Raw genomic sequence first — 25117 nt, 5'->3', positions numbered from 1 at the left:
TATGTGATTTTGGGTGTAATTTTTTGCGTTGTGGTTATTGACGGGGCTGCGGGCGGGTGTGTATAGTTCGGCTTCTTCGCTGCTGACACAGCGGCAACCGTTCTTTAACAACACAGATTACCGATAAGTGTGAGTGTCTTTGGGCCTCACACTGCGACAAAAAACAGAGAGACAAGATTATACATTGTCTGTCAGTTACTTTGAAGCAGACCAGAAGTTAAAAAGTTAGAGATTGAACATAAGAGTTTGATCCTGGCTCAGATTGAACGCTGGCGGCATGCTTTACACATGCAAGTCGGACGGCAGCACAGAGAAGCTTGCTTCTTGGGTGGCGAGTGGCGAACGGGTGAGTAATGCATCGGAACGTACCGAGTAGTGGGGGATAACTGTCCGAAAGGATGGCTAATACCGCATACGCTTTGAGAAGGAAAGCAGGGGCTCTTCGGACCTTGCGCTATTCGAGCGGCCGATGTCTGATTAGCTGGTTGGTGGGGTAAAGGCCTACCAAGGCGACGATCAGTAGCGGGTCTGAGAGGATGATCCGCCACACTGGGACTGAGACACGGCCCAGACTCCTACGGGAGGCAGCAGTGGGGAATTTTGGACAATGGGCGCAAGCCTGATCCAGCCATGCCGCGTGTCTGAAGAAGGCCTTCGGGTTGTAAAGGACTTTTGTCAGGGAAGAAAAGGTTGTGGTTAATACCCATGACTGATGACGGTACCTGAAGAATAAGCACCGGCTAACTACGTGCCAGCAGCCGCGGTAATACGTAGGGTGCGAGCGTTAATCGGAATTACTGGGCGTAAAGCGGGCGCAGGCGGTTACTTAAGTCAGATGTGAAATCCCCGGGCTCAACCTGGGAACTGCGTTTGAAACTGGGTGACTAGAGTATGTCAGAGGGGGGTAGAATTCCACGTGTAGCAGTGAAATGCGTAGAGATGTGGAGGAATACCAATGGCGAAGGCAGCCCCCTGGGATAATACTGACGTTCATGCCCGAAAGCGTGGGTAGCAAACAGGATTAGATACCCTGGTAGTCCACGCCCTAAACGATGTCAATTAGCTGTTGGGCAACTTGATTGCTTAGTAGCGTAGCTAACGCGTGAAATTGACCGCCTGGGGAGTACGGTCGCAAGATTAAAACTCAAAGGAATTGACGGGGACCCGCACAAGCGGTGGATGATGTGGATTAATTCGATGCAACGCGAAGAACCTTACCTGGTCTTGACATGTACGGAATCCTCCAGAGACGGAGGAGTGCCTTCGGGAGCCGTAACACAGGTGCTGCATGGCTGTCGTCAGCTCGTGTCGTGAGATGTTGGGTTAAGTCCCGCAACGAGCGCAACCCTTGTCATTAGTTGCCATCATTTGGTTGGGCACTCTAATGAGACTGCCGGTGACAAGCCGGAGGAAGGTGGGGATGACGTCAAGTCCTCATGGCCCTTATGACCAGGGCTTCACACGTCATACAATGGTCGGTACAGAGGGTAGCCAAGCCGCGAGGTGGAGCCAATCCCACAAAACCGATCGTAGTCCGGATTGCACTCTGCAACTCGAGTGCATGAAGTCGGAATCGCTAGTAATCGCAGGTCAGCATACTGCGGTGAATACGTTCCCGGGTCTTGTACACACCGCCCGTCACACCATGGGAGTGGGGGATACCAGAAGTAGGTAGGGTAACCGCAAGGAGCCCGCTTACCACGGTATGCTTCATGACTGGGGTGAAGTCGTAACAAGGTAGCCGTAGGGGAACCTGCGGCTGGATCACCTCCTTTCTAGAGAAAAGAGGCTGAGAGGCACTCACACTTATCGGTAAACTGTGATATTAAAGATGCGTTTAAGCTTGAAGATGTGCTGCATGAATTACTTTTAAGCCGAGCATGACCGAAAAGGTTATTCGGATTAAGAAGGATGGTTGTTGGCATATTGGAAAGCAAAGAGACCTTGGGTTTGTAGCTCAGCTGGTTAGAGCACACGCTTGATAAGCGTGGGGTCGGAGGTTCAAGTCCTCCCAGACCCACCAGACATTCTCAAAGCAAGAGTAAGCAGTATCGATACTTGAGTAAGAGTATGGGGGCATAGCTCAGTTGGTAGAGCACCTGCTTTGCAAGCAGGGGGTCATCGGTTCGATCCCGTTTGCCTCCACCAAACATTTAAAGACTTTACAAATTAAAGTTAGCTGCTACAATGCGCAGCTCATTTTAATTTGCGAAGTTTGAGACAAAAGTTTGTTTCATATAAACGCATTGATCTTTAACAAATTGGAAAGCCGAAATCAACAAACAAAGACAATGTCGGCTTACTGTAACAGGTAAGCCGCAGTATTTGGGTGATGATTGTATTGACCGGATTGTGAAACACAAAAGGCACAGTTCGGTACACAACAAGCAGTAAGCTTTGTCAAAGTAGAGTCTTCAAGTTGCGTAGGTAGTCAACGCCGAAGCAACGAAGTCAGAGAGGTTCTTGAAATGATAGAGTCAAGTGAATAAGTGCATCAGGTGGATGCCTTGGCGATGATAGGCGACGAAGGACGTGTAAGCCTGCGAAAAGCATCGGGGAGCTGGCAATAAAGCTATGATCCGGTGATGTCCGAATGGGGAAACCCACCGTATTTTGTACGGTATCCTTATCTGAATACATAGGATAAGCGAAGCGAACCCGGAGAACTGAACCATCTAAGTACCCGGAGGAAAAGAAATCAACCGAGATTCCGTAAGTAGTGGCGAGCGAACGCGGAGGAGCCTGTATATGATAGCTGTTGAGATAGAAGAACAAGCTGGGAAGCTTGGCCATAGTGGGTGATAGCCCCGTATTCGAAATTTCATCAGTGGTACTAGGTATACGACAAGTAGGGCGGGACACGTGGAATCCTGTCTGAATATGGGGGGACCATCCTCCAAGGCTAAATACTCATCATTGACCGATAGTGAACCAGTACCGTGAGGGAAAGGCGAAAAGAACCCCGGGAGGGGAGTGAAATAGAACCTGAAACCTGATGCATACAAACAGTGGGAGCCTATTAATTGGGTGACTGCGTACCTTTTGTATAATGGGTCAACGACTTACATTCAGTAGCGAGCTTAACCGGATAGGGGAGGCGTAGGGAAACCGAGTCTTAATAGGGCGATGAGTTGCTGGGTGTAGACCCGAAACCGAGTGATCTATCCATGGCCAGGATGAAGGTGCCGTAACAGGTACTGGAGGTCCGAACCCACGCATGTTGCAAAATGCGGGGATGAGCTGTGGATAGGGGTGAAAGGCTAAACAAACTCGGAGATAGCTGGTTCTCCCCGAAAACTATTTAGGTAGTGCCTCATGTATCACTTCCGGGGGTAAAGCACTGTTATGGCTAGGGGGTCATTGCGACTTACCAACCCATGGCAAACTAAGAATACCGGAAAGTGCAATCATGGGAGACAGACAGCGGGTGCTAACGTCCGTTGTCGAGAGGGAAACAACCCAGACCGCCAGCTAAGGTCCCAAATGACAGATTAAGTGGTAAACGAAGTGGGAAGGCCCAGACAGCCAGGATGTTGGCTTAGAAGCAGCCATCATTTAAAGAAAGCGTAATAGCTCACTGGTCGAGTCGTCCTGCGCGGAAGATGTAACGGGGCTCAAATCTGTAACCGAAGCTGCGGATGCACCTAGTGCATGGTAGGGGAGCGTTCTGTAGGCCGATGAAGGTGACTTGAGAAGGTTGCTGGAGGTATCAGAAGTGCGAATGTTGACATGAGTAGCGATAAAGCGGGTGAAAAGCCCGCTCGCCGAAAGCCCAAGGTTTCCTACGCAACGTTCATCGGCGTAGGGTGAGTCGGCCCCTAAGGCGAGGCAGAAATGCGTAGTCGATGGGAAACGGGTTAATATTCCCGTACTTGATTCAAATGCGATGTGGGGACGGAGAAGGTTAGGTTAGCAAGCTGTTGGAATAGCTTGTTTAAGCCGGTAGGTGGAAGACTTAGGCAAATCCGGGTCTTCTTAACACCGAGAAGTGATGACGAGTGTCTACGGACATGAAGTAACCGATACCACGCTTCCAGGAAAAGCCACTAAGCTTCAGTTTGAATTGAACCGTACCGCAAACCGACACAGGTGGGCAGGATGAGAATTCTAAGGCGCTTGAGAGAACTCGGGAGAAGGAACTCGGCAAATTGATACCGTAACTTCGGGAGAAGGTATGCCCTTTGATGTGAAAGACTTGCTCTGTAAGCATTGGAGGGTCGCAGAGAATCGGTGGCTGCGACTGTTTATTAAAAACACAGCACTCTGCTAACACGAAAGTGGACGTATAGGGTGTGACGCCTGCCCGGTGCTGGAAGGTTAATTGAAGATGTGCAAGCATCGGATCGAAGCCCCAGTAAACGGCGGCCGTAACTATAACGGTCCTAAGGTAGCGAAATTCCTTGTCGGGTAAGTTCCGACCCGCACGAATGGCGTAACGATGGCCACACTGTCTCCTCCCGAGACTCAGCGAAGTTGAAATGGTTGTGAAGATGCAATCTCCCCGCTGCTAGACGGAAAGACCCCGTGAACCTTTACTGTAGCTTTGCATTGGACTTTGAAGTCACTTGTGTAGGATAGGTGGGAGGCTTAGAAGCAGAGACGCCAGTTTCTGTGGAGCCGTCCTTGAAATACCACCCTGGTGGCTTTGAGGTTCTAACCCAGGTCCGTGATCCGGATCGGGGACCGTGCATGGTAGGCAGTTTGACTGGGGCGGTCTCCTCCCAAAGAGTAACGGAGGAGTTCGAAGGTTACCTAGGTCCGGTCGGAAATCGGACTGATAGTGCAATGGCAAAAGGTAGCTTAACTGCGAGACCGACAAGTCGAGCAGGTGCGAAAGCAGGACATAGTGATCCGGTGGTTCTGAATGGAAGGGCCATCGCTCAACGGATAAAAGGTACTCCGGGGATAACAGGCTGATTCCGCCCAAGAGTTCATATCGACGGCGGAGTTTGGCACCTCGATGTCGGCTCATCACATCCTGGGGCTGTAGTCGGTCCCAAGGGTATGGCTGTTCGCCATTTAAAGTGGTACGTGAGCTGGGTTTAAAACGTCGTGAGACAGTTTGGTCCCTATCTGCAGTGGGCGTTGGAAGTTTGACGGGGGCTGCTCCTAGTACGAGAGGACCGGAGTGGACGAACCTCTGGTGTACCGGTTGTGACGCCAGTCGCATCGCCGGGTAGCTAAGTTCGGAAGAGATAAGCGCTGAAAGCATCTAAGCGCGAAACTCGCCTGAAGATGAGACTTCCCTTGCGGTTTAACCGCACTAAAGAGTCGTTCGAGACCAGGACGTTGATAGGTCGGGTGTGGAAGCGCAGTAATGCGTGGAGCTAACCGATACTAATTGCTCGTGAGGCTTGACTCTATCATTTGAAGGACTTTGGATAGTTTCTTTGAATAAGCTTGCATCAGTCTTGTGAGACTGATACACATCACCGTTGATTAAAGAATAAATAAGTGGAAGCGAGCTTCCATAACGGCTTACCGATTTGTACAGTTTACGTCTGGCGGCCATAGCGAGTTGGTCCCACGCCTTCCCATCCCGAACAGGACCGTGAAACGACTCAGCGCCGATGATAGTGTGGATACCCATGTGAAAGTAGGTCACTGCCAGACACTTATTCCGAACCCCCGATACTTGTGTATCGGGGGTTTTAGTATTGCGGTCGTGGACAGGAAAATTTATTGGGTTCGGATGACGGCTCATAAGGTTAGTTTGCCGGCAGGCTTGTGCGCAATAGGCACAGAAGCCGAGAAGGCCGGTATATGGCGGATCAAAGGGGGGCGGAGTGGTAATGGAAAGACAGCGTGTTGTTGGGGAGCGACAATGTTCTCTATGTATATAGTAACCAGAGTTAAAAGTATTTGAAGGGTGTTGGGAATCTGTTTATGATGGTTCGGACTGCCTGTGCGGGCAGTGTGAGGTATATTGCCTGTTGGTAGAGGCCTCAGGTATGACACATTACGGAAAACCATCAAGAAGGATTTAGAAGATGAAGAAATATTTAGCGGGTGCGCTGGCTCTGTTGTGGTCGGCGGTATCGCTGGCGGCGGTGAATATCAATACGGCGACGGCGGAGGAATTGAAGGCGTTGCCGGGTATCGGTCCGTCGAAGGCGGCGGCGATTGTGGAGTACCGTCAGCACAACGGTCAGTTTAAGAGTGTTGACGATTTGAAGAATGTGAAGGGTATCGGCGAGGGTATTTTAGCGAAGTTGCGCGATGAGGCGACGGTTGGTGGCGGTAAGAAGCCGGCCAAAGCGGCGGTGCCGGCGCTGAAGGAGAAGGCTAAAGAGAAGCGCTGATAGAGCCTAGGTTTGCTATCGACTGAATTGGCAGATTGGTGTTGTTTGGTTGGCAGTGGGCATAGTATAGAGAGCGGCCGGATGCGGGAGTGTCCGGCCGCTTCGTTTGGGGCGGGAAAAGAAAGCGGGTGTCGGTTCTAATGCGTTATAAAAAGTAACGGCAGAAGGACGACAGTGCTGGGGAAGGCGCTTGAAGCGAAGACGGGAAAGCGGGAGGCCGTCTGAAACCCGGAACGCTGTGGCTGATGCCATCCATAACCGGCAAAGTAGTTCAATAGTGGCTGTAAGGGAAGGAGGCTTTATTTCATCCTTGCTGACGTTACCAATATTCAATCTCCTACCGGCGGGAAAGGAAAACGGTAACGGCAGAAGGAATGACCGCACTTTGCAGATACCTCAACGCGTTATGGTTGCGTTTATCCTTGATTACCTACTTAGCAGCTGCCGCTTCGGGGCGCACCACCACCACGCTGGAGCGTTCGGGCGTGAGCAGTTTGGCGGCGGCCTGCACCTCGGCGGCATTTACCTGCTGCAAACGGCGGCGGATGGCTGTCTCGTCGTGGTAGCTGAAACCGCGGGTTTCCAGCGTGCCCAGCAGCGACGCTTGGGAGGTCATAGAGTCGCGGGCGTAGATTTCGGCAGCGGCGGCCAACCGGCGTACGCGGCTCAGTTCGCTTTTACTGATGCCGTTGTCGGCAATGTTTTTGATTTCGCTGCGGATGGATTCGAGCAGGGCTTTGTCGTCGGTGCCTTCGGCGGGCATGGCGATGATGCTGAACAGCGGCATGTTGCGGCTGAACATGTCGTAGTTCACGCCGATATCCAAAGCGGACTGTTTGCCGCGCACGAAGTTTTTATCCAAACGGCTCGACGAATGACCGCCGAGTATGTCCGACAGCACGTCTAGGGCGTAAGGCAGCTTGTCGGTGGTTTTTTCCAGCTTGGGCACGCGGTAGGAAAGTGCGATAACGGGCTGACGGGTAACGGCGGAAGTGGTTTCGGCCGAAACGGGCGCGCGCTCGGCGGGTTCGTCAATGCGGTTGCGCGGCGGCAGGGTTTTTGCGGGGATTTTTCCGAACAGGTTTTCCGCCGTTTTCAAAGTCTGCTTGGCGTTCACGTCGCCTACAATTACCAGCGTGGCGTTGTTCGGCGCATACCATTGTTTGTACCACTGCCGCAAATCGTCGGCTTTGAGCGTGTGCAAGTCGTTCATGTAGCCGATTATCGGTGCGCGCAGAGCCGGGGTTTGATAGCTGTTGAGGAACACATGCTCCCACAGTTTTCCGAACGGGCTGTCGTCGGTGCGCTGGCGGCGTTCTTCGCGTATCACGTTCATTTCATTGGAGAATTCTTTATCGCTGAAATTCAAGTTTGCCATGCGGTCGGCTTCCATTTTCAGCACTTCGGGCAGATTGGCGGCGGCCACATTTTCGAAATACACGGTTTCGTAGCGGTTGGTATAGGCATTGTTCTGCCCGCCCAAAGCCGACACGCGGCGGCTGAATTCGCCCGAAGGCACGGCAGGCGTGCCTTTAAACATCATATGCTCCAACGCATGGCTCAGGCCAGTTTTGCCTTCCTTCTCGTCGATGCTGCCCACTTTATACCAAAGCTGCGACACGGCCACCGGTGCGCGGCGGTCTTCTTTTACAATCACTTTCAGGCCGTTGGGCAGCGTGCGGGAAAGCGTTTGCGCCCATGCGGGGCTTGCGGCGGCGAGAGCGGCCAGCAAAACAATATGGCGTAACATCAATCATCCTTAAAAATAAATAGCGCCTAAAATGATAGCTTCTGACCATATATTAAACAAGAAGGCCGTCTGAAAAGTTTCAGACGGCCTTTTACCAAGCCCGCCATAAATTATCGTAAATAATGTATAATCCCGCCAAAGCATTAAAGATTACCGCCGATAAACGCACACGGGCGGACAAAAGGCTGTCTGAACCCATTCAGGCAGCCTTTCTGCAAACCTGCATCAGATGGGTTGCTTGTATTGCATGAAAGCTCCTGTGTGTGGAAGCTGAGGCTCGGGAACTAAAGCCTAAAATTTGTGATGGCGGTCTTTTAATATTCATATATCCAACATCTTATATCTGAACAATTTTTCAGACGGCCTTAACCAACAATCAGTAGGGCGTGGCCAACGGCACGCACGCGGTTGTCGAGGTTTGCGGTACAAATAAAAAAAGCATACTTAAGATTGCACTGATGTAAGTCGGGTTCTTGAATCCGACAATTAGGAAAATGCACTGCAAGGAAAAATAGTTCAGACGGCCTTAAAGGGTTTGTCGGATACGAGTATCCGACCTACGGCTTGCTGAAAATTCAGACGGCCTTAATAAAAATCAGTAGGGTGTGTGCCAACGGCACGCACGCGGTGGTTAACATTTTCAGTAGGAATAAAAAACGCGTGCGTGGCTACGCCACACACCCTTGTATGTTGAAACTAATGTACCATGGCAAGCAAACAGGCCGTCTGCCTCCGAACACACCCTTGGGCTTCCGCACCCGTATTGTAGCCAAACGAGCGGGATTTGAATGCCCATATTGATTACATTCATTTCAACCCGGTCAAACACGGATATGTTGGGCGTGTGAGCGATTGGCCGTATTCATCGTTTCACCGTTATGTGCAAAGAGGCGTTTTACCGATGGATTGGGCGGGGAACGGCATGGAAACAGAGGGCGATTTCGGCGAATAATTGCGGATTTTTGGTAGGTTGGGTTAGGCTGCAGGCCGTAACCCAACATTGAGCCCAAATAACCAAACATGGCAATGTTGGGTTTGCGCTTCGTTTCAACCTAATCTACGCTTGATTTTAGGCTGTATCGGTAATGAATTTCAGACGCCTACGCAGTAGCCCGTAGGTTGGGTTATTAACCCAACATTTCAGATGATTTAGAAGTTTTGTGTTGGGTCGCGACCCAACCTACGGTTTGTTGAAAATTCAGACGGCCTTAATGAAAAATCAGCCGTATGTTGTGATGAAATCTCAACAATAGCCGAAATAACAGCAATGTTAATAACAGCAATGTTGGGTTTGCAACCCAACCTACGCTTGCTTGATTTTAGGCTGTATCGGTAATGAATTTCAGACGCCTACGAAGTAGCCCGTAGGTTGGGTTATCAACCCAACATTTCAGATAATTTAGAAGTTTTGTGTTGGGTCGCGACCCAACCTACGGTTTGTTGAAAATTCAGACGGCCTTAATGAAAAAATCAGCCGTATGTCGTGATGAAATGCCAACAATAGCCGAAATAACAGAAATGTTGGGTTTGCAACCCAACCTACGCTTGCTACCAACGGCACGCACGCGGTTGTCGAGTTTTGCAGTACAAATAAAAAACGCGTACTTAAGATTGTCCTGATGTAGGTCGGATTCTTGAATCCGACAATTAGGAAAATGCACTACAAGGAAAAATAGTTCAGACGGCCTTAAACGGTTTGTCGGATACGAGTATCCGACCTACGGCTTGCTTTTTGTAAAACCTGTCCGCAACAGCCAAACACCAAGCCTTGCCAACCGCCGATACCGCTTTCAGGTAGCCTCAGTAGGTCGGATTCTTGAATCCGACAAACAAGAAATGCACGGCAAGGGAAAATGTTTCAGGTAGCCTGAAATTGATTTTGTCGGATACAAGTATCCGACCTACAGCTACTAAGGAGCGTACATCAGGCAAATACAGAGGCAAAGTGCGGTTGAGCAAACAGGGTAACAGCAGGCTTAGGGCATTGCTGTATATGCCGGCGGTGGTAGCCAAACGCTTTAACCCCGACATCAAAGCCTGCTGCGAGCGCCTTCTAGCCAGAGGCAAAAGCCCGATGCAGACTATTGGTGCTGCGATGCGCCGTTTGGTGCATATCTGTTTCGGTGTACTGAAGCATCAAACGGTTTATCAGGCCCGAACGGTCGATTTTTAATCTGTTGGGACTTGACGGGAAAGACAGTATCTACGCTTGCTGCTTTTTAAGAAATACAAGGATATTGCAAAAAAAAATGACTAAAGTTAATTTAACAGCTAATACAATTTCAGAAATTTTTATTATTGAATCTTTGTCAATTGAAAATGAAAATGATGGGAAAACAGACGGGAAATTATTATTTGAAATTTTAAAGTTTTATGGGAAAAATCCAAAATATTTTTATCTTCGAACTACGGAAGAACTGGAAGAAATTTTGGAAATATACTTTACTTCACAATATAGATATTTATTTTTATCTTGTCATGGTGATAATAATTCATTAGGTTTAACATTCAATCTTTTAACTTATGAAGAATTTGCAAAATTGACTGCTGGTAAATTAAATAACCGCCGCTTATTTGTTTCTGCTTGTGAATTGGGTAATGAGAACTTTGCAAGAGCTATTTTTGATGAAAATAGAGGTATATTTTCTATCATTGCTCCAATAAATAATGTTTCATTTGATTCAATGTTACCATTTTGGAGTTCATATTTTCATTTATCTTTGCAAGAAGAGAATAAAATGACAAGTTCCCAAATAAAACCATTACTGATGAATTTAACGTCTATCTTTCAAGATACATCTATTTCTTACTTTTATAATGATACTGTCAACAAGAAAATTGTGCATTGGCAATCATGTAACTCAAAATTTTTAAGTTAAAAGATAAAGAAAGACCCACCATGTCCAAACGTACCGACCTAAAATCCATTCTAATCATCGGCGCCGGCCCTATCGTTATCGGCCAAGCCTGCGAGTTTGACTATTCCGGCGCGCAAGCGTGTAAGGCTTTGCGCGAGGAAGGCTATAAAGTCATTCTCGTCAATTCCAATCCCGCCACGATTATGACCGACCCTGAAATGGCCGATGTAACCTATATCGAGCCGATTATGTGGCAGACGGTGGAGAAGATTATTGCCAAAGAACGCCCCGATGCGGTGCTGCCGACCATGGGCGGCCAAACGGCGCTGAACTGTGCGCTGGATTTGGCGCGCAACGGTGTGCTGGCAAAGTATAACGTCGAGCTGATCGGCGCAACGGAAGACGCGATCGATAAAGCGGAAGACCGCGGCCGATTTAAAGAGGCGATGGAAAAAATCGGCTTGCATTGCCCGAAATCTTTTGTGTGCCACACCATGAACGAAGCGCTGGCGGCGCAAGAGCAGGTGGGCTTTCCTACGCTGATTCGTCCGTCGTTTACCATGGGCGGTTCGGGCGGCGGTATTGCCTACAATAAAGACGAATTTATCGCGATTTGCGAACGCGGTTTCGATGCCTCGCCCACGCATGAGTTGCTGATCGAGCAATCGGTACTCGGCTGGAAAGAGTACGAAATGGAAGTGGTGCGCGACAAAAACGACAACTGCATCATCATCTGTTCGATTGAAAACTTCGACCCGATGGGTGTGCATACCGGCGACTCGATTACGGTGGCGCCCGCGCAAACGCTCACCGACAAAGAATACCAAATCATGCGCAATGCTTCGCTGGCGGTGCTGCGCGAAATCGGCGTGGACACGGGCGGCTCGAACGTGCAGTTTGCCGTCAACCCCGAAAACGGCGAGATGATTGTGATTGAGATGAACCCGCGCGTGAGCCGTTCTTCGGCGCTGGCTTCCAAAGCTACCGGCTTCCCGATTGCGAAAGTGGCGGCGAAACTGGCGGTGGGCTTCACGTTGGACGAGCTGCGCAACGACATCACCGGCGGCCGCACGCCTGCGTCTTTCGAGCCTTCGATTGACTATGTGGTTACGAAAATCCCGCGTTTTGCGTTTGAGAAATTCCCCGCTGCCGACGACCGCCTGACCACGCAAATGAAATCGGTGGGCGAAGTGATGGCGATGGGCCGCACGATTCAGGAGTCGATGCAAAAAGCCCTGCGCGGTTTGGAAACCGGTTTGTGCGGCTTTAATCCGCGCAGCGACGATAAAAACGTGATCCGCCGCGAGCTGGCCAACCCCGGCCCCGAGCGCATTCTGTATGTGGCCGATGCGTTCCGCGCCGGTTTCAGCAAGGAAGAAATCCACGAAATTTGCGCGATTGATCCGTGGTTCTTGGCGCAGATTGAAGATTTGGTTCAAGAAGAGCAAAAAGTTTCAGACGGCCGTCTGAACGATTTGGACTACGCCACCTTGCGCCGCCTGAAACGCAAAGGCTTTTCAGACAAGCGTTTGGCGCAATTGCTGGGCCTGTCTGAAAAAGAAGTGCGCGAACACCGCTACGGCCTGAAGCTGCACCCCGTGTACAAACGCGTGGACACTTGCGCGGCGGAGTTCCAATCCGACACGGCTTATCTCTATTCCACTTATGAAGAAGAATGCGAAGCGAGGCCGTCTGAAAAACGTAAAGTGATGATTCTCGGCGGCGGCCCCAACCGCATCGGCCAAGGTATCGAGTTCGACTATTGCTGCGTGCACGCCGCGCTGGCGCTGCGCGAATCGGGTTTTGAAACCATTATGGTGAACTGCAACCCCGAAACCGTGTCCACCGACTTCGACACTTCCGACCGCCTCTACTTCGAGCCGCTCACGCTGGAAGACGTGCTGGAAATCGTGCGCACCGAAAACCCGTGGGGCGTGATTGTGCATTACGGCGGCCAAACCCCGCTGAAACTGGCTAACGCGCTGGTGGAAAACGGTGTGAACATCATCGGCACGTCCGCCGATTCGATTGACGCCGCCGAAGACCGCGAACGCTTCCAAAAAGTGCTCAACGATCTCGGCCTGCGCCAACCGCCCAACCGCACCGCGCGCAACGAAGAAGAAGCGTTGGTGCTGGCCGAAGAAATCGGCTATCCGCTGGTGGTGCGCCCGTCTTACGTTTTGGGCGGCCGCGCCATGCAGGTGGTGCATACGCAAGAGCAGCTCAAAACCTATATGCGTGAAGCCGTGCAGGTGTCCGAAGACAGTCCCGTATTGCTCGATTTCTTCCTGAACAATGCGATTGAAGTGGACGTGGATTGCGTTTCAGACGGCAAAGACATCGTGATCGGCGGCATCATGCAGCACATCGAGCAGGCAGGTATCCACTCGGGCGACTCCGGCTGTTCGCTGCCGCCATACTCGCTTTCCGAAGAGATTCAAGACGAAATCCGCCGTCAAACCAAAGCCATGGCTTACGCGCTGAACGTAGTCGGCTTGATGAACGTACAGTTTGCCGTGCAAGACGGCGTGGTGTTCGTGCTGGAAGTGAACCCGCGTGCTTCGCGCACCGTACCGTTCGTTTCCAAAGCCACTTCTGTGCCGCTGGCCAAAGTGGGCGCGCGCGCCATGGCCCTCATCAGCTTGAAAGAGCAAGGCATTGAAAAAGAAGTGATTCCGGATTTCTACGCCGTGAAAGAAGCCGTGTTCCCGTTCATCAAATTCCCCGGTGTGGACACCATTCTCGGCCCGGAAATGCGCTCCACCGGCGAAGTGATGGGCGTGGGCGAAACCTTCTCCGAAGCCTACCTGAAAGCCCAACTCGGCGCGGGCGAACGCATGCCGGCCGTGGGCAAAGTGTTTATCGCCGTGCGCGACGAAGACAAACCACTGGTGGTTCAAACCGCGAAAAACTTCCAATCGCTCGGTTACGGCGTGTGCGCCACCCGCGGCACCGCTGCCTACCTGAAAGAACACGGCGTGGGCGTGCAAGTGGTCAACAAAGTGCAGGAAGGCCGCCCGCATATCGTGGACGCGATTAAAAACGGCGAAATCGCGCTGGTGGTCAACACCGTGATCAGCGACCCGCAAGCCGTGGCCGACAGCCACAGCATCCGCCGCAGCGCGCTTACCCAACGCGTGCCGCAATACACCACCATCGCCGGCGGCGAAGCCATGAGTGAAGGCGTGAAGAGCCTGAACGCCATGGGCGTGTACAGCGTGCAGGAGCTGCATGCGCGGTTGAAGAAATAAACTGTTAACACAGTAAGATGAAGGCCGTCTGAAAACGATTTTTATGTTTTCAGACGGCCTTAAGTATGTTTGAAATCGGTGTTGATGCTGAAAAGGATTGGGCAAGGATAGACGGTAGGGGGGAGATATACAATGTCCCTACGGAGGTTGTTTGTTGGGCGGAAGAGGTTTTAGAGAAAGGCGCAGCTTGTTTTAACGTAAGGTTATTAGGCTTGCTTTGGCGAAACCCGCTAAGCGGGTTTTAGCGAAGCTCACTTTCAGACGGCCTCAGGTGTTTTAAAGCTTTACCTGAATTGGGCAAAGTTCTCAGCTTGTGTAGAAAAGACAAATGTTGGCTTCAAGGTAATAGTAATAGATGAGGCATGACTGACCATTACCTTGTGATGCCTGCCTTTGAATGTATTGAGGCCGTCTGAAAAATGGTTTCAGACGGCCTCAATACTGCTTTTGTGCAAACTGCTTAGTGTTTCAAAGCAGAATTAATCCAGATTGCCCAAAACAATCCGCAGCATACGGCGCAGCGGTTCGGCGGCGCCCCATAACAGCTGGTCGCCTACGGTAAACGCGCTGATGTATTCGCCGCCCATGCCCAGTTTGCGGATGCGGCCTACGGGTACGCTTAATGTGCCGGTTACTTTGGCGGGGGTCAGCTCGGTCATGCTGGCTTCTTTTTGGTTGGGGATCACTTTTACCCAATCGTTCGCTTCGGCCAGCAGTTTTTCGATTTCTTCCAACGGCAGGTCTTTGGTGAGCTTCAATGTAATGGCTTGGCTGTGGCAGCGCATCGCGCCTACGCGCACGCACAGGCCGTCGATAACGATGGGGTTGCTGCTGCTGCCGAGAATTTTGTTGGTTTCCACGCCGCCTTTCCATTCTTCTTTCGATTGGCCGTTGCCTAAATCGGCATCAATCCACGGAATCAGGCTGCCGGCGAGCGGTACGCCGAAGTTGGCTTTGGGGTAGCTGTCGCTGCGCAGAAAATCGGATACTTTGCGGTCGATATCGAGAATCGCACCGGCGGGGTCGGCCACTTCGGCTTTGACTTCGTTGTGGATGGCGCCCATGCCTTCAATCAGTTCGCGCATGTTTTTTGCGCCCGCACCCGATGCGGCTTGGTAAGTCATGCTGGTGGCCCATTCCACCAAACCGTTTTGGAACAAGCCGCCCAGCGCCATCAGCATCAGTGATACGGTGCAGTTGCCGCCGACGTAGTTTTTCACGCCTTTTTGCAGGGCTTCGTCGATAACGTTGCGGTTAACGGGGTCGAGAATGATGACGGCATCGTCTTCCATGCGCAGGGTAGAGGCTGCATCAATCCAGTAGCCGTTCCAGCCGCTGTCGCGCAAAGGTTTGAATACGGCTTTGGTGTAATCGCCACCCTGACAGGTAACGATGATATCCATTTTGGCCAGTTCGTTAATATCGTTGGCATCCAAAAGGGTTTTGGCTGCTTGGCCGAAATCGGGGGCGGCACCGCCTACGTTGGAGGTGGTGAAAAATACGGCTTCGGGGATGTGTGAGAAATCGTTTTCTTCCTGCATGCGCTGCATCAACACCGAACCGACCATGCCGCGCCAGCCGACGAATCCTACTTTCATTCTGTGCTCCTTAGCAAAAGAAAAAAATTGTTTACAAAATCGTTAACATTATCAAAGTAGCGTTTTAACGCCGAGGGCAATAAAAGTAAAGGCTTTTTTGTGGTAATGTGTTAAAAATGCAGCCGGAGTGCATAAACTTAGCTTGCTGCGGCGTTTATTGTTGTTGCTAATGTGTCCGGTTAAGTTTATCGGCTCTCTGTTTTTTTGTTTGTTTTTGACTGTTTAACGGAGCATTTCTATATGAATGAAAACTATCCCAGCAATGTGCATCAGCCTTCCGAGGAAGTGGTTGACGTGGAAATCGCTTCAGCGGGAAGCCGCATTGTTGCTTATCTTTTGAACACCTTATTGACCATTTTGGTTTATATGCCGCTTTTCTTTGCTGTGTTGTGGCCGTTGATGCCGTTGCTCAGTGCAGACATGAGCGAGCAGGAAATGGAAAACGCCCTGGCAACGGTGGAGTGGGGAGGTATAGGAATCGCCTTCGGCCTGTTGGTGCTGTTGGTTTATACGGTTGTGCAGTGTTGGATGATGAGCAAGCACGGCCAGTCTATCGGTAAAAGAATCATGAAAATCCGCTTGTTGAAAACCGACGGCACCAATCCCGGCTTTTGGTATGCGGTGATGGTGCGCGAAGTGGGTTTTAATATCGTGCTTGGCTTGGCTTGGCGTCAACGGTTGCGGCCTATTTGCTGGCGTTTGTAGCGGGGCGGGACAGTTTGGTGGCCGATTATATTGCGAACTCGCTGTCGTTTATCGTGTGGCTGGTTTGTTTAGCCATGATGTTTGAGCCTAAGAAAAACCGCCGTACCTTGCAGGATTATTTTGCCAATACTGTGGTGGTGCGTGTGCCGGAACGATAAAAACGACACGCAGACATTTTCGGGTTGGACCGGAGCGTTTAGCCCGAAATTTGTTCTGTCTGAACGGTGGGTTTGAGCTGGAAAATGAAACGGCAAACAAAAAAAGACTTGGCGTAAAAACCAAGTCTTTTTTGTTATGTGGTGGAGGTAAGCGGGATCGAACCGCTGACCTCTTGCATGCCATGCAAGCGCTCTACCAACTGAGCTATACCCCCGAAATATGGTGGCGAATCAGGGACTCGAACCCCGGACACAAGGATTATGATTCCTCTGCTCTAACCGACTGAGCTAATTCGCCGTTTCGTGAAAGCGTGATTATACGGCTTTTTTGTTTTTGGGCAACCGATTTATGGGCTTATGTTTGTTTTTATTTGATTTTTATAAGAAAAAATATCAATTTCGTGTGCTTGGAAAGCATGGAGGCCGTCTGAAAAAAGCATGGCAAACCAACGGTGTGGTTTTCAGACGGCCTCGTATCCGCTTTGTATTCACAATTTGTGGCAGATATCGCCAAACATAAAGCCTTGCCAGTCAACATCAATGCCGCGCCCGAAGGCGATGACTTTAAACAATTCACCCATTTCATGCTGGCCGACCAGTTTGTGTACGGCGGCGGTTTCGCGGATATAGTCGGCGGAATCGGGTGCGGCGGTTTGTGCCAGCATTTCGGTAATGCCGAGGTTGAGCAGGAAATTGGCTTGGGTGATGTAGCCGATTAAGTCCAGTCCGGCATCGGTGCCTGCCAAAGCGATATTGGTGAAATTCACATGGGCGGTCAGGTCGGTAAGGCCGATGTGGAAAAACGGGTCGTGTACGGTGTGGTGGCGGTAGTGGCCGATGAATGTGCCCATGTGCCGTTGCGGGTGGTAATACTGGGCGGCATCGAAACCGTAATCGATAAAAATCATGCCGCCGCGCACGAGTTTTTCAGCAAGGGTGCGGATAAAGGCGTGTTGGGCGGGGTGTAATTCGCTGGTGTACGGTTCGGACACGGGGAAGTATTCGGCAGCGGCTTTGAGCAGTTCTTCTTGCGCCAGAGGGCGGGCGGTTTGGATAAGCGATTGGTTTTCTAAGGCCACACCCATCTGCCAAAAGCTGCCGTGTTCGCGTTTAACGATTTCGCAAGGCATGGCATCCAGCACTTCGTTGCCGATGATGATGCCGTCGAAGGCATCGGGCAGGGCGTTTAGGTGGATAACTTTATCTGCCGTTTGGGGAGCTTTTTCGAGAATGTGCCGGCGTTGGCGTTCAGCCAGTTCGCTTGATAATTCAATGATGTAGTAGTGATTGAGGCCGTCTGAAAGTTGTTGCAGCAAGGTTGCGGCCAGTTCGCCCGTGCCGGCGCCGAATTCGTAAATATTGCCGTCGGTTTGCGGCAGCACGGCGGCGATTTGGCGGGCTAGGGTTTGGCCGAATAGCGGGGACAATGTCGGAGCGGTAATGAAATCGCCTGCCGCGCCGATTTTGTGCGCGCCGCCGGTGTAGTAACCGTATTCGGGGGCGTAAAGTGCCAGTTCCATGAAGCGGGAAAATGGGATGAAATTGTCATTTTTTGTAATTTCTTCCGCAATCAGGTTTTGTAAGGCTTGGGAGGAAGCCGAAGCGGCTGCGGACGGGGCGGGAAGTTGTGGGTTTATCATTGTTAGAACATGTAAATTTTATATGGACTCGCGTGTATTATAGCGCGGATTAAAACGGCATGTTTTTTACGTCTTTTTTACTAAATATGGTAGTTAGTGTAATTGACCTACACTATATATGGTGTTTTATGCATACGGGTATGCGCCAAAAGCGGGTGCGTACCTGTTTTTTTAGGGGTAAGTGGTTGTCTAAACGCTTATTTTTGCCGAAGAGCGGATTTGACCGAGCCTGTAAAATTTCTTATAGTGTGGGCATGTGGGGTAATGTGTGTCAAAGTGTCTCTATTGCCCGGTTTTATTGACGGAGTGGGATAAAGTGTTTGGTGGCGTTCACGAGTTGAGCATAGACAGCAAAGGGCGGTTGGCGATTCCTGCCAAGTTCCGCGAGCTTTTGCTGCGCCATTACACACCGGCTGTGGTGGCAACGCTGGATTCGCGCAGCCGCCTGCTGATTTACCCCGAGTCGGAATGGCAAAAAGTTGCCGAGCAGCTGTTGTCTTTGAAAGTGGCCGGCAATCTGGCTTTGCAGCGTTACCAAAATCTGTTGCTGCACAATGCCGATACGCTGGAGTTGGATACGGCAGGGCGCGTGTTGCTTCCCGCCAATCTGCGTCGCCGCGTGGATTTCGATAAAGACGTTACGCTGGTGGGGCGGGCCAACCGCTTGGAGCTGTGGGGTCGCAAACATTGGGAAGATGAAATGAACAAGGCTTTGGATATAGATCCTGACGAGCTGGCCTTCCAGCTGAGCCAAACGGATTTGCAACTGTGAGTGCCGCCGAACCTTTGCAGCATGTAACCGTGCTGCTGCATGAAGCGGTTGACGCATTGAATATCCGCCCGAACGGTATTTATGTGGACGGCACTTTCGGCAGGGGAGGGCATTCCCGCCTGATTTTGTCGAAGCTCGGCGAACAAGGCCGCTTGGTAGTGTTTGATAAAGACCCGCAGGCGATTGCCGTGGCGAACGAATTGGCGGCGCAAGACAAACGTGTGAATGTGGTGCACAACGGTTTCGCTACTTTTCAGACGGCCTTAGACAAATTGGGCATTGCCGAAATCGACGGTGCATTGTTTGACTTGGGTATTTCATCGCCGCAGATAGACGAAGCGGAGCGCGGATTCAGTTTCCGTTTTGATGCGCCGCTGGATATGCGTATGGATCCCACGAGAGGGATGTCGGCGGCGGAATGGATTGCCGTTGCCGACGAACAAGAATTGCACGAGGTAATAAAAAATTATGGTGAAGAGCGGTTTAGTCGCCAAATTGCGCGCGCCATTGTTTCGCAACGCGAAACGGCACCCATCGATACAACCCGCAAGCTGGCGCAGCTCGTGGCGCAAAACGTCCGTACTCGTGAGCGCGGTCAAGATCCGGCGACCCGGACGTTCCAAGCCGTTCGGATTTTCATCAACCGTGAGCTTGAAGAAGTAAAAGAAGTTTTGCCGCAGGTTACAGGCCGTCTGAAAGAGGGCGGCAGGCTGGCTGTGATTGCGTTTCACTCGCTGGAAGACCGCATTGTGAAACAATTTATCAAGCAGTATTCCCAGCCCCCGCAGCTGCCGCGTTGGGCGGCGGTGAAAGAAGCCGATTTGCCGCAGCCGCCTTTGAAGGCAGTGGGTAAGGCCATCAAGCCGGGTGAGGAAGAAGCCGCAGCCAATCCGCGCGCACGTTCGGCCGTATTGCGTGTGGCCGAGCGCACAAGCGGCAAGTTTGAAGTACAACAGGCCGTCTGAAAAGGCAGATGCAGTCGGAAGGCCGTCTGAAAAAATATGAATAAATTGAATGTGATTTTGCTGGTGTTGGCGTTGTTGTCGGGTTTGGCGGTTGTTACCGTGCAAGACCAGTCGCGCCAATACTACATTTCGCTGGATAAGGCCCAAAAGCACGAAATCCAGCTTGATCAGGATTATGCGCGTTTGAAGCTCGAGCAGGCCAAGTTGTCGAATCATAAATTGATTAAAGAAGCAGCCGAAAAACAAAAATTACAGCCTCCGAGCGCAGCAGACACCCGCATGATTGAAATGAAGTAAATAACAGCACGACAAGTTGCTGAAATAAAAAAGAGAAGTTGCTATGTTAATCAAAAACGAATATAAGCCGCAGATGCTGTCTAAACAGCCGAAGGCAAAAAAACCCGTTTCTACCAACGGGCGGATTGCTTTTGTGCTGGGCGGATTGGCATTGGCTTTTGCGGCATTGGTGGGCAGAGGTGTCTATCTGCAAACCACCCAACATGAATTTCTGAAAAATCAGGGTGACCAGCGTTTTGTGCGCACCATTACCCTGCCTGCGTCGCGCGGCACGATTACCGACCGCAACGGCGCAACGTTGGCTTTGAGCGCGCCGACCGAATCGCTGTATGCCGTACCTTCCGGCATGGATATCCAGCCGACCGGCGAGCAGTTGGCCAAACTTTCCGCCTTAATCGGTGTGCCGGTTGAAACCATCGAAGCGCGCTTGGCGAAGAAAGACAAAGACTTCATTTATCTGAAACGCCAGTTGAGCAAAGAAACCGCCGATAAAGTAGCCGCTTTGGGTATTAAAGGTTTGGCGTTCCAAAAAGAATCCAAACGCCATTACCCGATGGGCAACCTTTTTGCCCATGTGATCGGCTTTACCAATATCGACGGCAAAGGCCAAGAAGGTTTGGAGCTGGCGCGCGAAGACGATTTGCACGGCAAAAACGGTGCCAAAGTGGTGCTGCGCGACAATAAAGGCAATATCGTTGATAGCCTTGATTCTCCGCGCAACCGCGATCCGCAAAACGGCCATGATATGGTGATGTCGCTCGACCAGCGTATCCAAACGCTGGCCTACGACGAGCTGAACAAAGCTGTCGATTACCACCGTGCCAAAGCCGGCAGCGCAGTTGTGCTGGACGCACAAACCGGTGAGATTTTGGCATTGGTCAACAGCCCCGCCTACGACCCGAACAATCCGGGCGAAGCAGGCAGCGAACAACGCCGTAACCGTGCCGTTACCGATATGCTCGAGCCGGGTTCGGCCATGAAGCCGTTCCCGATTGCCAAGGCATTGGATGCCGGCAAGGTAAACGTAAACACCCGTTTGAATACCAATCCGTACAAAATCGGCCCGGCTACCGTGCGCGATACCCATGTGTATCCTTCTCTGGACGTACGCGGCGTGATGCAGAAGTCTTCCAACGTCGGCACCAGCAAACTGTCGGCCATGTTCAAACCTGAAGAAATGTATACGTTTTATCAGAGCTTGGGCGTAGGCCAGCGCATGCACTCGGGCTTCCCGGGCGAAAGCCCCGGCTTGTTGCGCAAGTGGCAAAACTGGAAACCGATCGAACAGGCAACCATGTCGTTCGGCTACGGTTTGCAATTGAGCCTGCTGCAACTGGCACGTGCCTATACCGTGCTGACCAACGACGGTGAACTGCTGCCGGTAAGCTTTGAAAAACAAGTGGCTCCGCCCAAAGGCGTGCAGATTATCAAACCCGAAACCGCCCGCGCGGTGCGCGATATTATGGTTTCCGTGACCGAAAAAGGCGGTACCGGCACCATGGGTGCGGTGGACGGCTTTGATGTCGCTGCCAAAACCGGTACTGCACGCAAACTGGTTAACGGTCGTTATGCCAGCGACAAACACGTTGCCACCTTTATCGGTTTCGCCCCCGCAGACAAACCGCGCGTGATTGTGGCGGTTACCGTGGACGAACCGACTGTTAACGGATACTACGGCGGCGTGGTGGCCGGCCCCGTGTTCAAAGGCATCATGGGCGGCAGCCTGAATATTCTCGGCGTTTCGCCAACCAAACCTTTAAAAGATGTACCCGTTCAGACGGCCTCCAAAAATTAAAGAGTAAACAATATGTTCAGCGACTTAGTTCCTTTAGCTGAAACCGACTTACCGCCCTTGCTGTGTGAAAACGCAGCAGGGCGTTTGTTGCATTCAGACAGCCGTAAAATCAAACAAGGCGACATTTTCATTGCCTGTCAGGGCGAATACACCGACGGGCGCGAGTATATCCCCGCCGCCGTAGCCAACGGCGCGGCTTTTGTTTTTTGGGACGACGACGGCAAATTCGCGTGGAATCCCGAATGGAACGTGCCCAATCAAGGCATTAAAAACCTGAAAACCCGCGCCGGAATCGTGGCCGGCCAAGTGTACAGCAATCTTTCAGACGGCCTCAAAGTTTGGGGCGTAACCGGCACCAACGGCAAAACCTCCGTTAGCCAATGGCTGGCGCAAGCAGCGGATTTGTTGGATGAAAAATGCGCCATCATCGGCACCGTCGGCAACGGCTTCTGGGGCGCGCTGGAAGAAGCCACCCACACAACGCCCGATCCCGTTTCCGTGCAAACCCTGCTGCACCGGTTCAAACAGCAAGGCGCAAAAGCCGTAGCGATGGAAGTGTCCAGCCACGGCCTCGACCAATTCCGCGTTAACGGCGTGCCTTTTCAGACGGCCGTGTTCACCAACCTCACCCGCGACCATCTCGACTACCACGGCAGCATGGAATCCTACGGCGAAATCAAATCCCGCCTGTTTTACTGGCAAGGTTTGCAACACGCCGTGATTAATGTGGACGACCCGTTCGGCGCAGCGCTGGCAGGCCGTCTGAAAACAGAACGCCCAGAACTAAACGTGTACGGCTACGGCTTTGCAGAACAAGCCGACATCCGCATCACCCGATTCACCGCCTCTTCAGACGGCATGACCGTGCAGCTCGACACCCCGTGGGGCAGCGGCGAAGTCAAAACCCGCTTGCTCGGCCGCTTCAACGCCCAAAACCTCGCTTCGTGCGTCGGCGTATTGTGTTCGGCGGGCTACCCGTTGGACGAAGTATTGCGCGTGCTTGCCCAAATCCGCCCCGCCACCGGGCGTATGGACTGCATCATGAACCCCGGCAAACCGCTTGTCGTCGTCGATTACGCCCACACCCCCGATGCCCTCGAAAAAGCACTTGCCACCTTGCAGGAAATCAAACCGCAAGGCGCAAACCTGTGGTGCGTGTTCGGCTGCGGCGGCAACCGCGACAAAGGCAAACGCCCGCTGATGGGCGCGGCTGCCGTAGCCGGCGCGGATAAAGTCGTCGTGACCAGCGACAACCCGCGCATGGAAGAGCCTGCCGACATCATCAACGACATCCTCCCCGCCGTGCCCCAACCCGAACACGTCGAAACAGACCGCCGCTCGGCCATCGAATACACGGTTAAACACGCCGCCGCCAACGACATCATCCTGATTGCCGGCAAAGGCCACGAAACCTATCAGGACGTGCAGGGTCAGAAGCACTATTTTTCCGATTTTGACGAAGCGCAGAAAGCTTTGGCGGGAAGATAGTTTTCAGACAGGCATATTAAGTAATGCCTGTCTGAAAAACAAGGATAGCGCAATGGATACAAAAAAACTGGTTAAACTCAGCAATATCATCGGGTTGGTGTCGATAGTTTTGCTCGGATATTGGGTGTTCGCTTTTATCTTGATACAGGTATTCGGCCTGAAAGTGTTCCGCCAACACCTCACGGAAACTTTCGGTTTCAGCATCTTAGGCATTATTTCGCTGATGGCCGGAGCACTGATGCTGAATATCATGCTGAACCTGACCCGCATCGCCGAACGAGGGGAGGGCGGCAGCGAGATTCGCAGCGGTAAGAAGCTGCTGTATATGTTGTTACTGGTATTCCCCTTGTTGGCTGCGGTGTTGTTTGGCGGTAATTATCTGACTGCGCAGAAGAAACAGCAGATATTGATACAGTCCGCAGAAAAACTCGTAAAACAGCACCCCACCCAAATGCAAGCCATGGCGGATTACCGTTTTGAGCTGCCTTATATACAAAACACGGCCAATTATCTGAATTTGATGGAAAAGCAAGACACGGCTTTCAAAAGTGTGGCCGTGATTGTGCCCGATACCATCAATGGAACGCCGGTGTATTTGGGCTTCGGCAGCCGCCCTCTGGAAGATTTTTCCGAAGCGGCCAATGCAGCCTCGGCAACAGACAAGCAGCCGCAAGACACGCTGGTTTATAAGCGTGTCGATGATAGTCAGGAAATCATCAGAAAAGCAGATTATCTGCATAGCGCCGATTTGCGTGAGCGGGAATACCTGCAAAAAACGTTCCAAAACAATTCGAATGAAATCGAGTTTGTTGCACAGGAAGGCAATTACGAATTGTTTTATCCGTATCAAAAAAACGGCAAAACGGTTGCAGTGTTTTTATTTTCCGATTATCAGCGTTACGGGAAATTCGGCAGTTATTAAGATATTAAGAGCATGATGCCTGTCTGAAAACATTCCGCCGTTTCATAACATAAGTAGAGCCGAGACCATGCAAACATACTTCAAACGCAGCTTATGTTTCGTCGCCGCCCTGATTTTCCTATGGGGCTGCCAAACCAAACACGCCCCGCGGCCAACCCAAGAATTAGCCGCACTAAGGGCCATGCCCGCGCCCACCGAACAAAGCCTGATCAACCCCGTGAAAGGCCACTCTTTCGACGACACTTGGGGCGCGCCCCGCAGCGGCGGACGCAGGCATGAAGGCGTGGATATTTTCGCCAAAACAGGTACGCCGGTACGCAGCACAACCGCAGGCATCGTGACCAAACTCGGCAAAAACCGCTTGGGCGGCAAAGTGATCGGCATACAAGGCCCGGGCGCGTGGCATTACTACGCCCATTTGGACAAATTCGCCAGCCGCAAACTCTACCGCCGCGTGAAAGCGGGCGAAGTTATCGGTTATGTCGGCAAAACCGGCAATGCCAAAAATACCCGCCCGCATCTGCATTACGGCGTTTACCTGCCGGGCGGTGCGGTGAATCCTTATCCGTTGATTGATCAGAGTAGATAGGCCGTCTGAATAAAAAATACTACTTAT

Annotated in this window: 16 protein-coding genes, 4 tRNA genes, 3 rRNA genes and 1 pseudogene; 19 read left to right on the top strand and 5 right to left on the bottom strand. The window is 51.6% G+C overall.

Going from position 1 to position 25117, the window contains the following annotated elements; translation table 11 throughout:
- Nucleotides 1-234 precede the first annotated feature (234 nt).
- From LVJ85_RS13305 to LVJ85_RS13280, 6 genes are all read left to right on the top strand, one after another.
- A 16S ribosomal RNA gene (locus LVJ85_RS13305) occupies nt 235-1775 on the top strand.
- 171 nt (nt 1776-1946) lie between these two features.
- Nucleotides 1947-2023, top strand: a tRNA-Ile gene (locus tag LVJ85_RS13300).
- A gap of 49 nt (nt 2024-2072) precedes the next feature.
- A tRNA-Ala gene (locus tag LVJ85_RS13295) sits at nt 2073-2148 on the top strand.
- Between the two features lie 327 nt (nt 2149-2475).
- Nucleotides 2476-5362, top strand: a 23S ribosomal RNA gene (locus tag LVJ85_RS13290).
- Between the two features lie 138 nt (nt 5363-5500).
- Nucleotides 5501-5613: ribosomal RNA gene (rrf, locus tag LVJ85_RS13285) — 5S ribosomal RNA — on the top strand.
- The 16S, 23S and 5S rRNA genes sit together here with 2 tRNA genes alongside, the layout of an rRNA operon.
- A gap of 377 nt (nt 5614-5990) precedes the next feature.
- The gene (locus LVJ85_RS13280) at nt 5991-6302 is read left to right on the top strand and encodes a helix-hairpin-helix domain-containing protein (protein ID WP_095197808.1); all 312 of its coding nucleotides are present in this window, start codon (nt 5991-5993) and stop codon (nt 6300-6302) included.
- 430 nt (nt 6303-6732) lie between these two features.
- Here the strand turns inward: LVJ85_RS13280 and LVJ85_RS13275 are convergent, their stop codons facing one another.
- Nucleotides 6733-8052, bottom strand: a complete 1320-nt coding sequence (locus LVJ85_RS13275; RefSeq protein ID WP_244740368.1) for a pitrilysin family protein — start codon at nt 8050-8052, stop codon at nt 6733-6735.
- A 784-nt stretch (nt 8053-8836) separates the two neighbouring features.
- Between LVJ85_RS13275 and LVJ85_RS13270 the strand changes: the two genes are divergently transcribed.
- From LVJ85_RS13270 to carB, 4 genes are all read left to right on the top strand, one after another.
- Nucleotides 8837-9004, top strand: coding sequence for a transposase (locus LVJ85_RS13270; RefSeq protein ID WP_370686927.1), 168 nt, complete (start codon nt 8837-8839; stop codon nt 9002-9004).
- A gap of 864 nt (nt 9005-9868) precedes the next feature.
- Nucleotides 9869-10225 (top strand): transposase, encoded by a 357-nt coding sequence (locus tag LVJ85_RS13395; protein WP_370686926.1) that lies wholly within the window; start codon nt 9869-9871, stop codon nt 10223-10225.
- A gap of 76 nt (nt 10226-10301) precedes the next feature.
- The gene (locus LVJ85_RS13260; RefSeq protein ID WP_244740364.1) at nt 10302-10931 is read left to right on the top strand and encodes a hypothetical protein; all 630 of its coding nucleotides are present in this window, start codon (nt 10302-10304) and stop codon (nt 10929-10931) included.
- 20 nt (nt 10932-10951) lie between these two features.
- On the top strand, nt 10952-14161 hold the full coding sequence (gene carB, locus LVJ85_RS13255) for a carbamoyl-phosphate synthase large subunit (protein WP_244740362.1): 3210 nt from the start codon (nt 10952-10954) through the stop codon (nt 14159-14161).
- A gap of 479 nt (nt 14162-14640) precedes the next feature.
- Here carB and asd read toward each other — a convergent pair whose 3' ends face one another.
- Nucleotides 14641-15759, bottom strand: coding sequence for an aspartate-semialdehyde dehydrogenase (gene asd, locus LVJ85_RS13250; protein ID WP_244740360.1), 1119 nt, complete (start codon nt 15757-15759; stop codon nt 14641-14643).
- A 240-nt stretch (nt 15760-15999) separates the two neighbouring features.
- On the opposite strand from asd, the pseudogene LVJ85_RS13245 reads away from it, so the two are divergent.
- Both LVJ85_RS13245 and LVJ85_RS13240 read left to right on the top strand, forming a co-directional pair.
- Nucleotides 16000-16399: pseudogene (locus LVJ85_RS13245) on the top strand (RDD family protein); the annotation flags it as partial.
- A gap of 49 nt (nt 16400-16448) precedes the next feature.
- Nucleotides 16449-16622 (top strand): hypothetical protein, encoded by a 174-nt coding sequence (locus LVJ85_RS13240; protein ID WP_244743255.1) that lies wholly within the window; start codon nt 16449-16451, stop codon nt 16620-16622.
- A gap of 139 nt (nt 16623-16761) precedes the next feature.
- On the opposite strand, the gene LVJ85_RS13235 is transcribed toward LVJ85_RS13240, so the two are convergent.
- The 3 genes from LVJ85_RS13235 to LVJ85_RS13225 form a co-directional block, all read right to left on the bottom strand.
- Nucleotides 16762-16837 (bottom strand) — tRNA-Ala (locus tag LVJ85_RS13235).
- Between the two features lie 6 nt (nt 16838-16843).
- Nucleotides 16844-16920, bottom strand: a tRNA-Met gene (locus LVJ85_RS13230).
- Between the two features lie 190 nt (nt 16921-17110).
- The gene (locus LVJ85_RS13225; protein ID WP_370686925.1) at nt 17111-18262 is read right to left on the bottom strand and encodes a class I SAM-dependent methyltransferase; all 1152 of its coding nucleotides are present in this window, start codon (nt 18260-18262) and stop codon (nt 17111-17113) included.
- Between the two features lie 316 nt (nt 18263-18578).
- Between LVJ85_RS13225 and mraZ the strand changes: the two genes are divergently transcribed.
- The 7 genes from mraZ to LVJ85_RS13190 all read left to right on the top strand — a co-directional run bounded on the left by mraZ (nt 18579) and on the right by LVJ85_RS13190 (nt 25090).
- Nucleotides 18579-19034: a division/cell wall cluster transcriptional repressor MraZ gene (gene mraZ / locus LVJ85_RS13220; protein ID WP_244740356.1), complete on the top strand. Its 456-nt coding sequence runs from the start codon at nt 18579-18581 to the stop codon at nt 19032-19034.
- A complete protein-coding gene (gene rsmH, locus LVJ85_RS13215) occupies nt 19031-19999 on the top strand; it encodes a 16S rRNA (cytosine(1402)-N(4))-methyltransferase RsmH (protein ID WP_244740354.1) in 969 nt (322 codons plus the stop codon). The genes mraZ and rsmH overlap by 4 nt, the downstream gene beginning before the upstream one ends.
- Before the next feature lie 36 nt (nt 20000-20035).
- Nucleotides 20036-20296, top strand: coding sequence for a cell division protein FtsL (ftsL, locus tag LVJ85_RS13210; protein ID WP_085359212.1), 261 nt, complete (start codon nt 20036-20038; stop codon nt 20294-20296).
- Between the two features lie 43 nt (nt 20297-20339).
- Nucleotides 20340-22091, top strand: coding sequence for a penicillin-binding protein 2 (locus LVJ85_RS13205; protein ID WP_244740352.1), 1752 nt, complete (start codon nt 20340-20342; stop codon nt 22089-22091).
- A 12-nt stretch (nt 22092-22103) separates the two neighbouring features.
- Nucleotides 22104-23579 (top strand): UDP-N-acetylmuramoyl-L-alanyl-D-glutamate--2,6-diaminopimelate ligase, encoded by a 1476-nt coding sequence (locus LVJ85_RS13200; RefSeq protein ID WP_244740350.1) that lies wholly within the window; start codon nt 22104-22106, stop codon nt 23577-23579.
- A 52-nt stretch (nt 23580-23631) separates the two neighbouring features.
- A complete protein-coding gene (locus tag LVJ85_RS13195; RefSeq protein ID WP_244740348.1) occupies nt 23632-24501 on the top strand; it encodes a peptidase in 870 nt (289 codons plus the stop codon).
- A gap of 67 nt (nt 24502-24568) precedes the next feature.
- Nucleotides 24569-25090 (top strand): M23 family metallopeptidase, encoded by a 522-nt coding sequence (locus LVJ85_RS13190; RefSeq protein WP_244740346.1) that lies wholly within the window; start codon nt 24569-24571, stop codon nt 25088-25090.
- Nucleotides 25091-25117 lie beyond the last annotated feature (27 nt).

Origin of the sequence: Neisseria sp. Dent CA1/247, from assembly GCF_022870825.1 — a bacterium.
Lineage (GTDB): Bacteria > Pseudomonadota > Gammaproteobacteria > Burkholderiales > Neisseriaceae > Neisseria > Neisseria zoodegmatis.
Note: the sequence above shows the minus strand (reverse complement) of the source record. Positions and strands in the feature narration are given on the sequence as shown.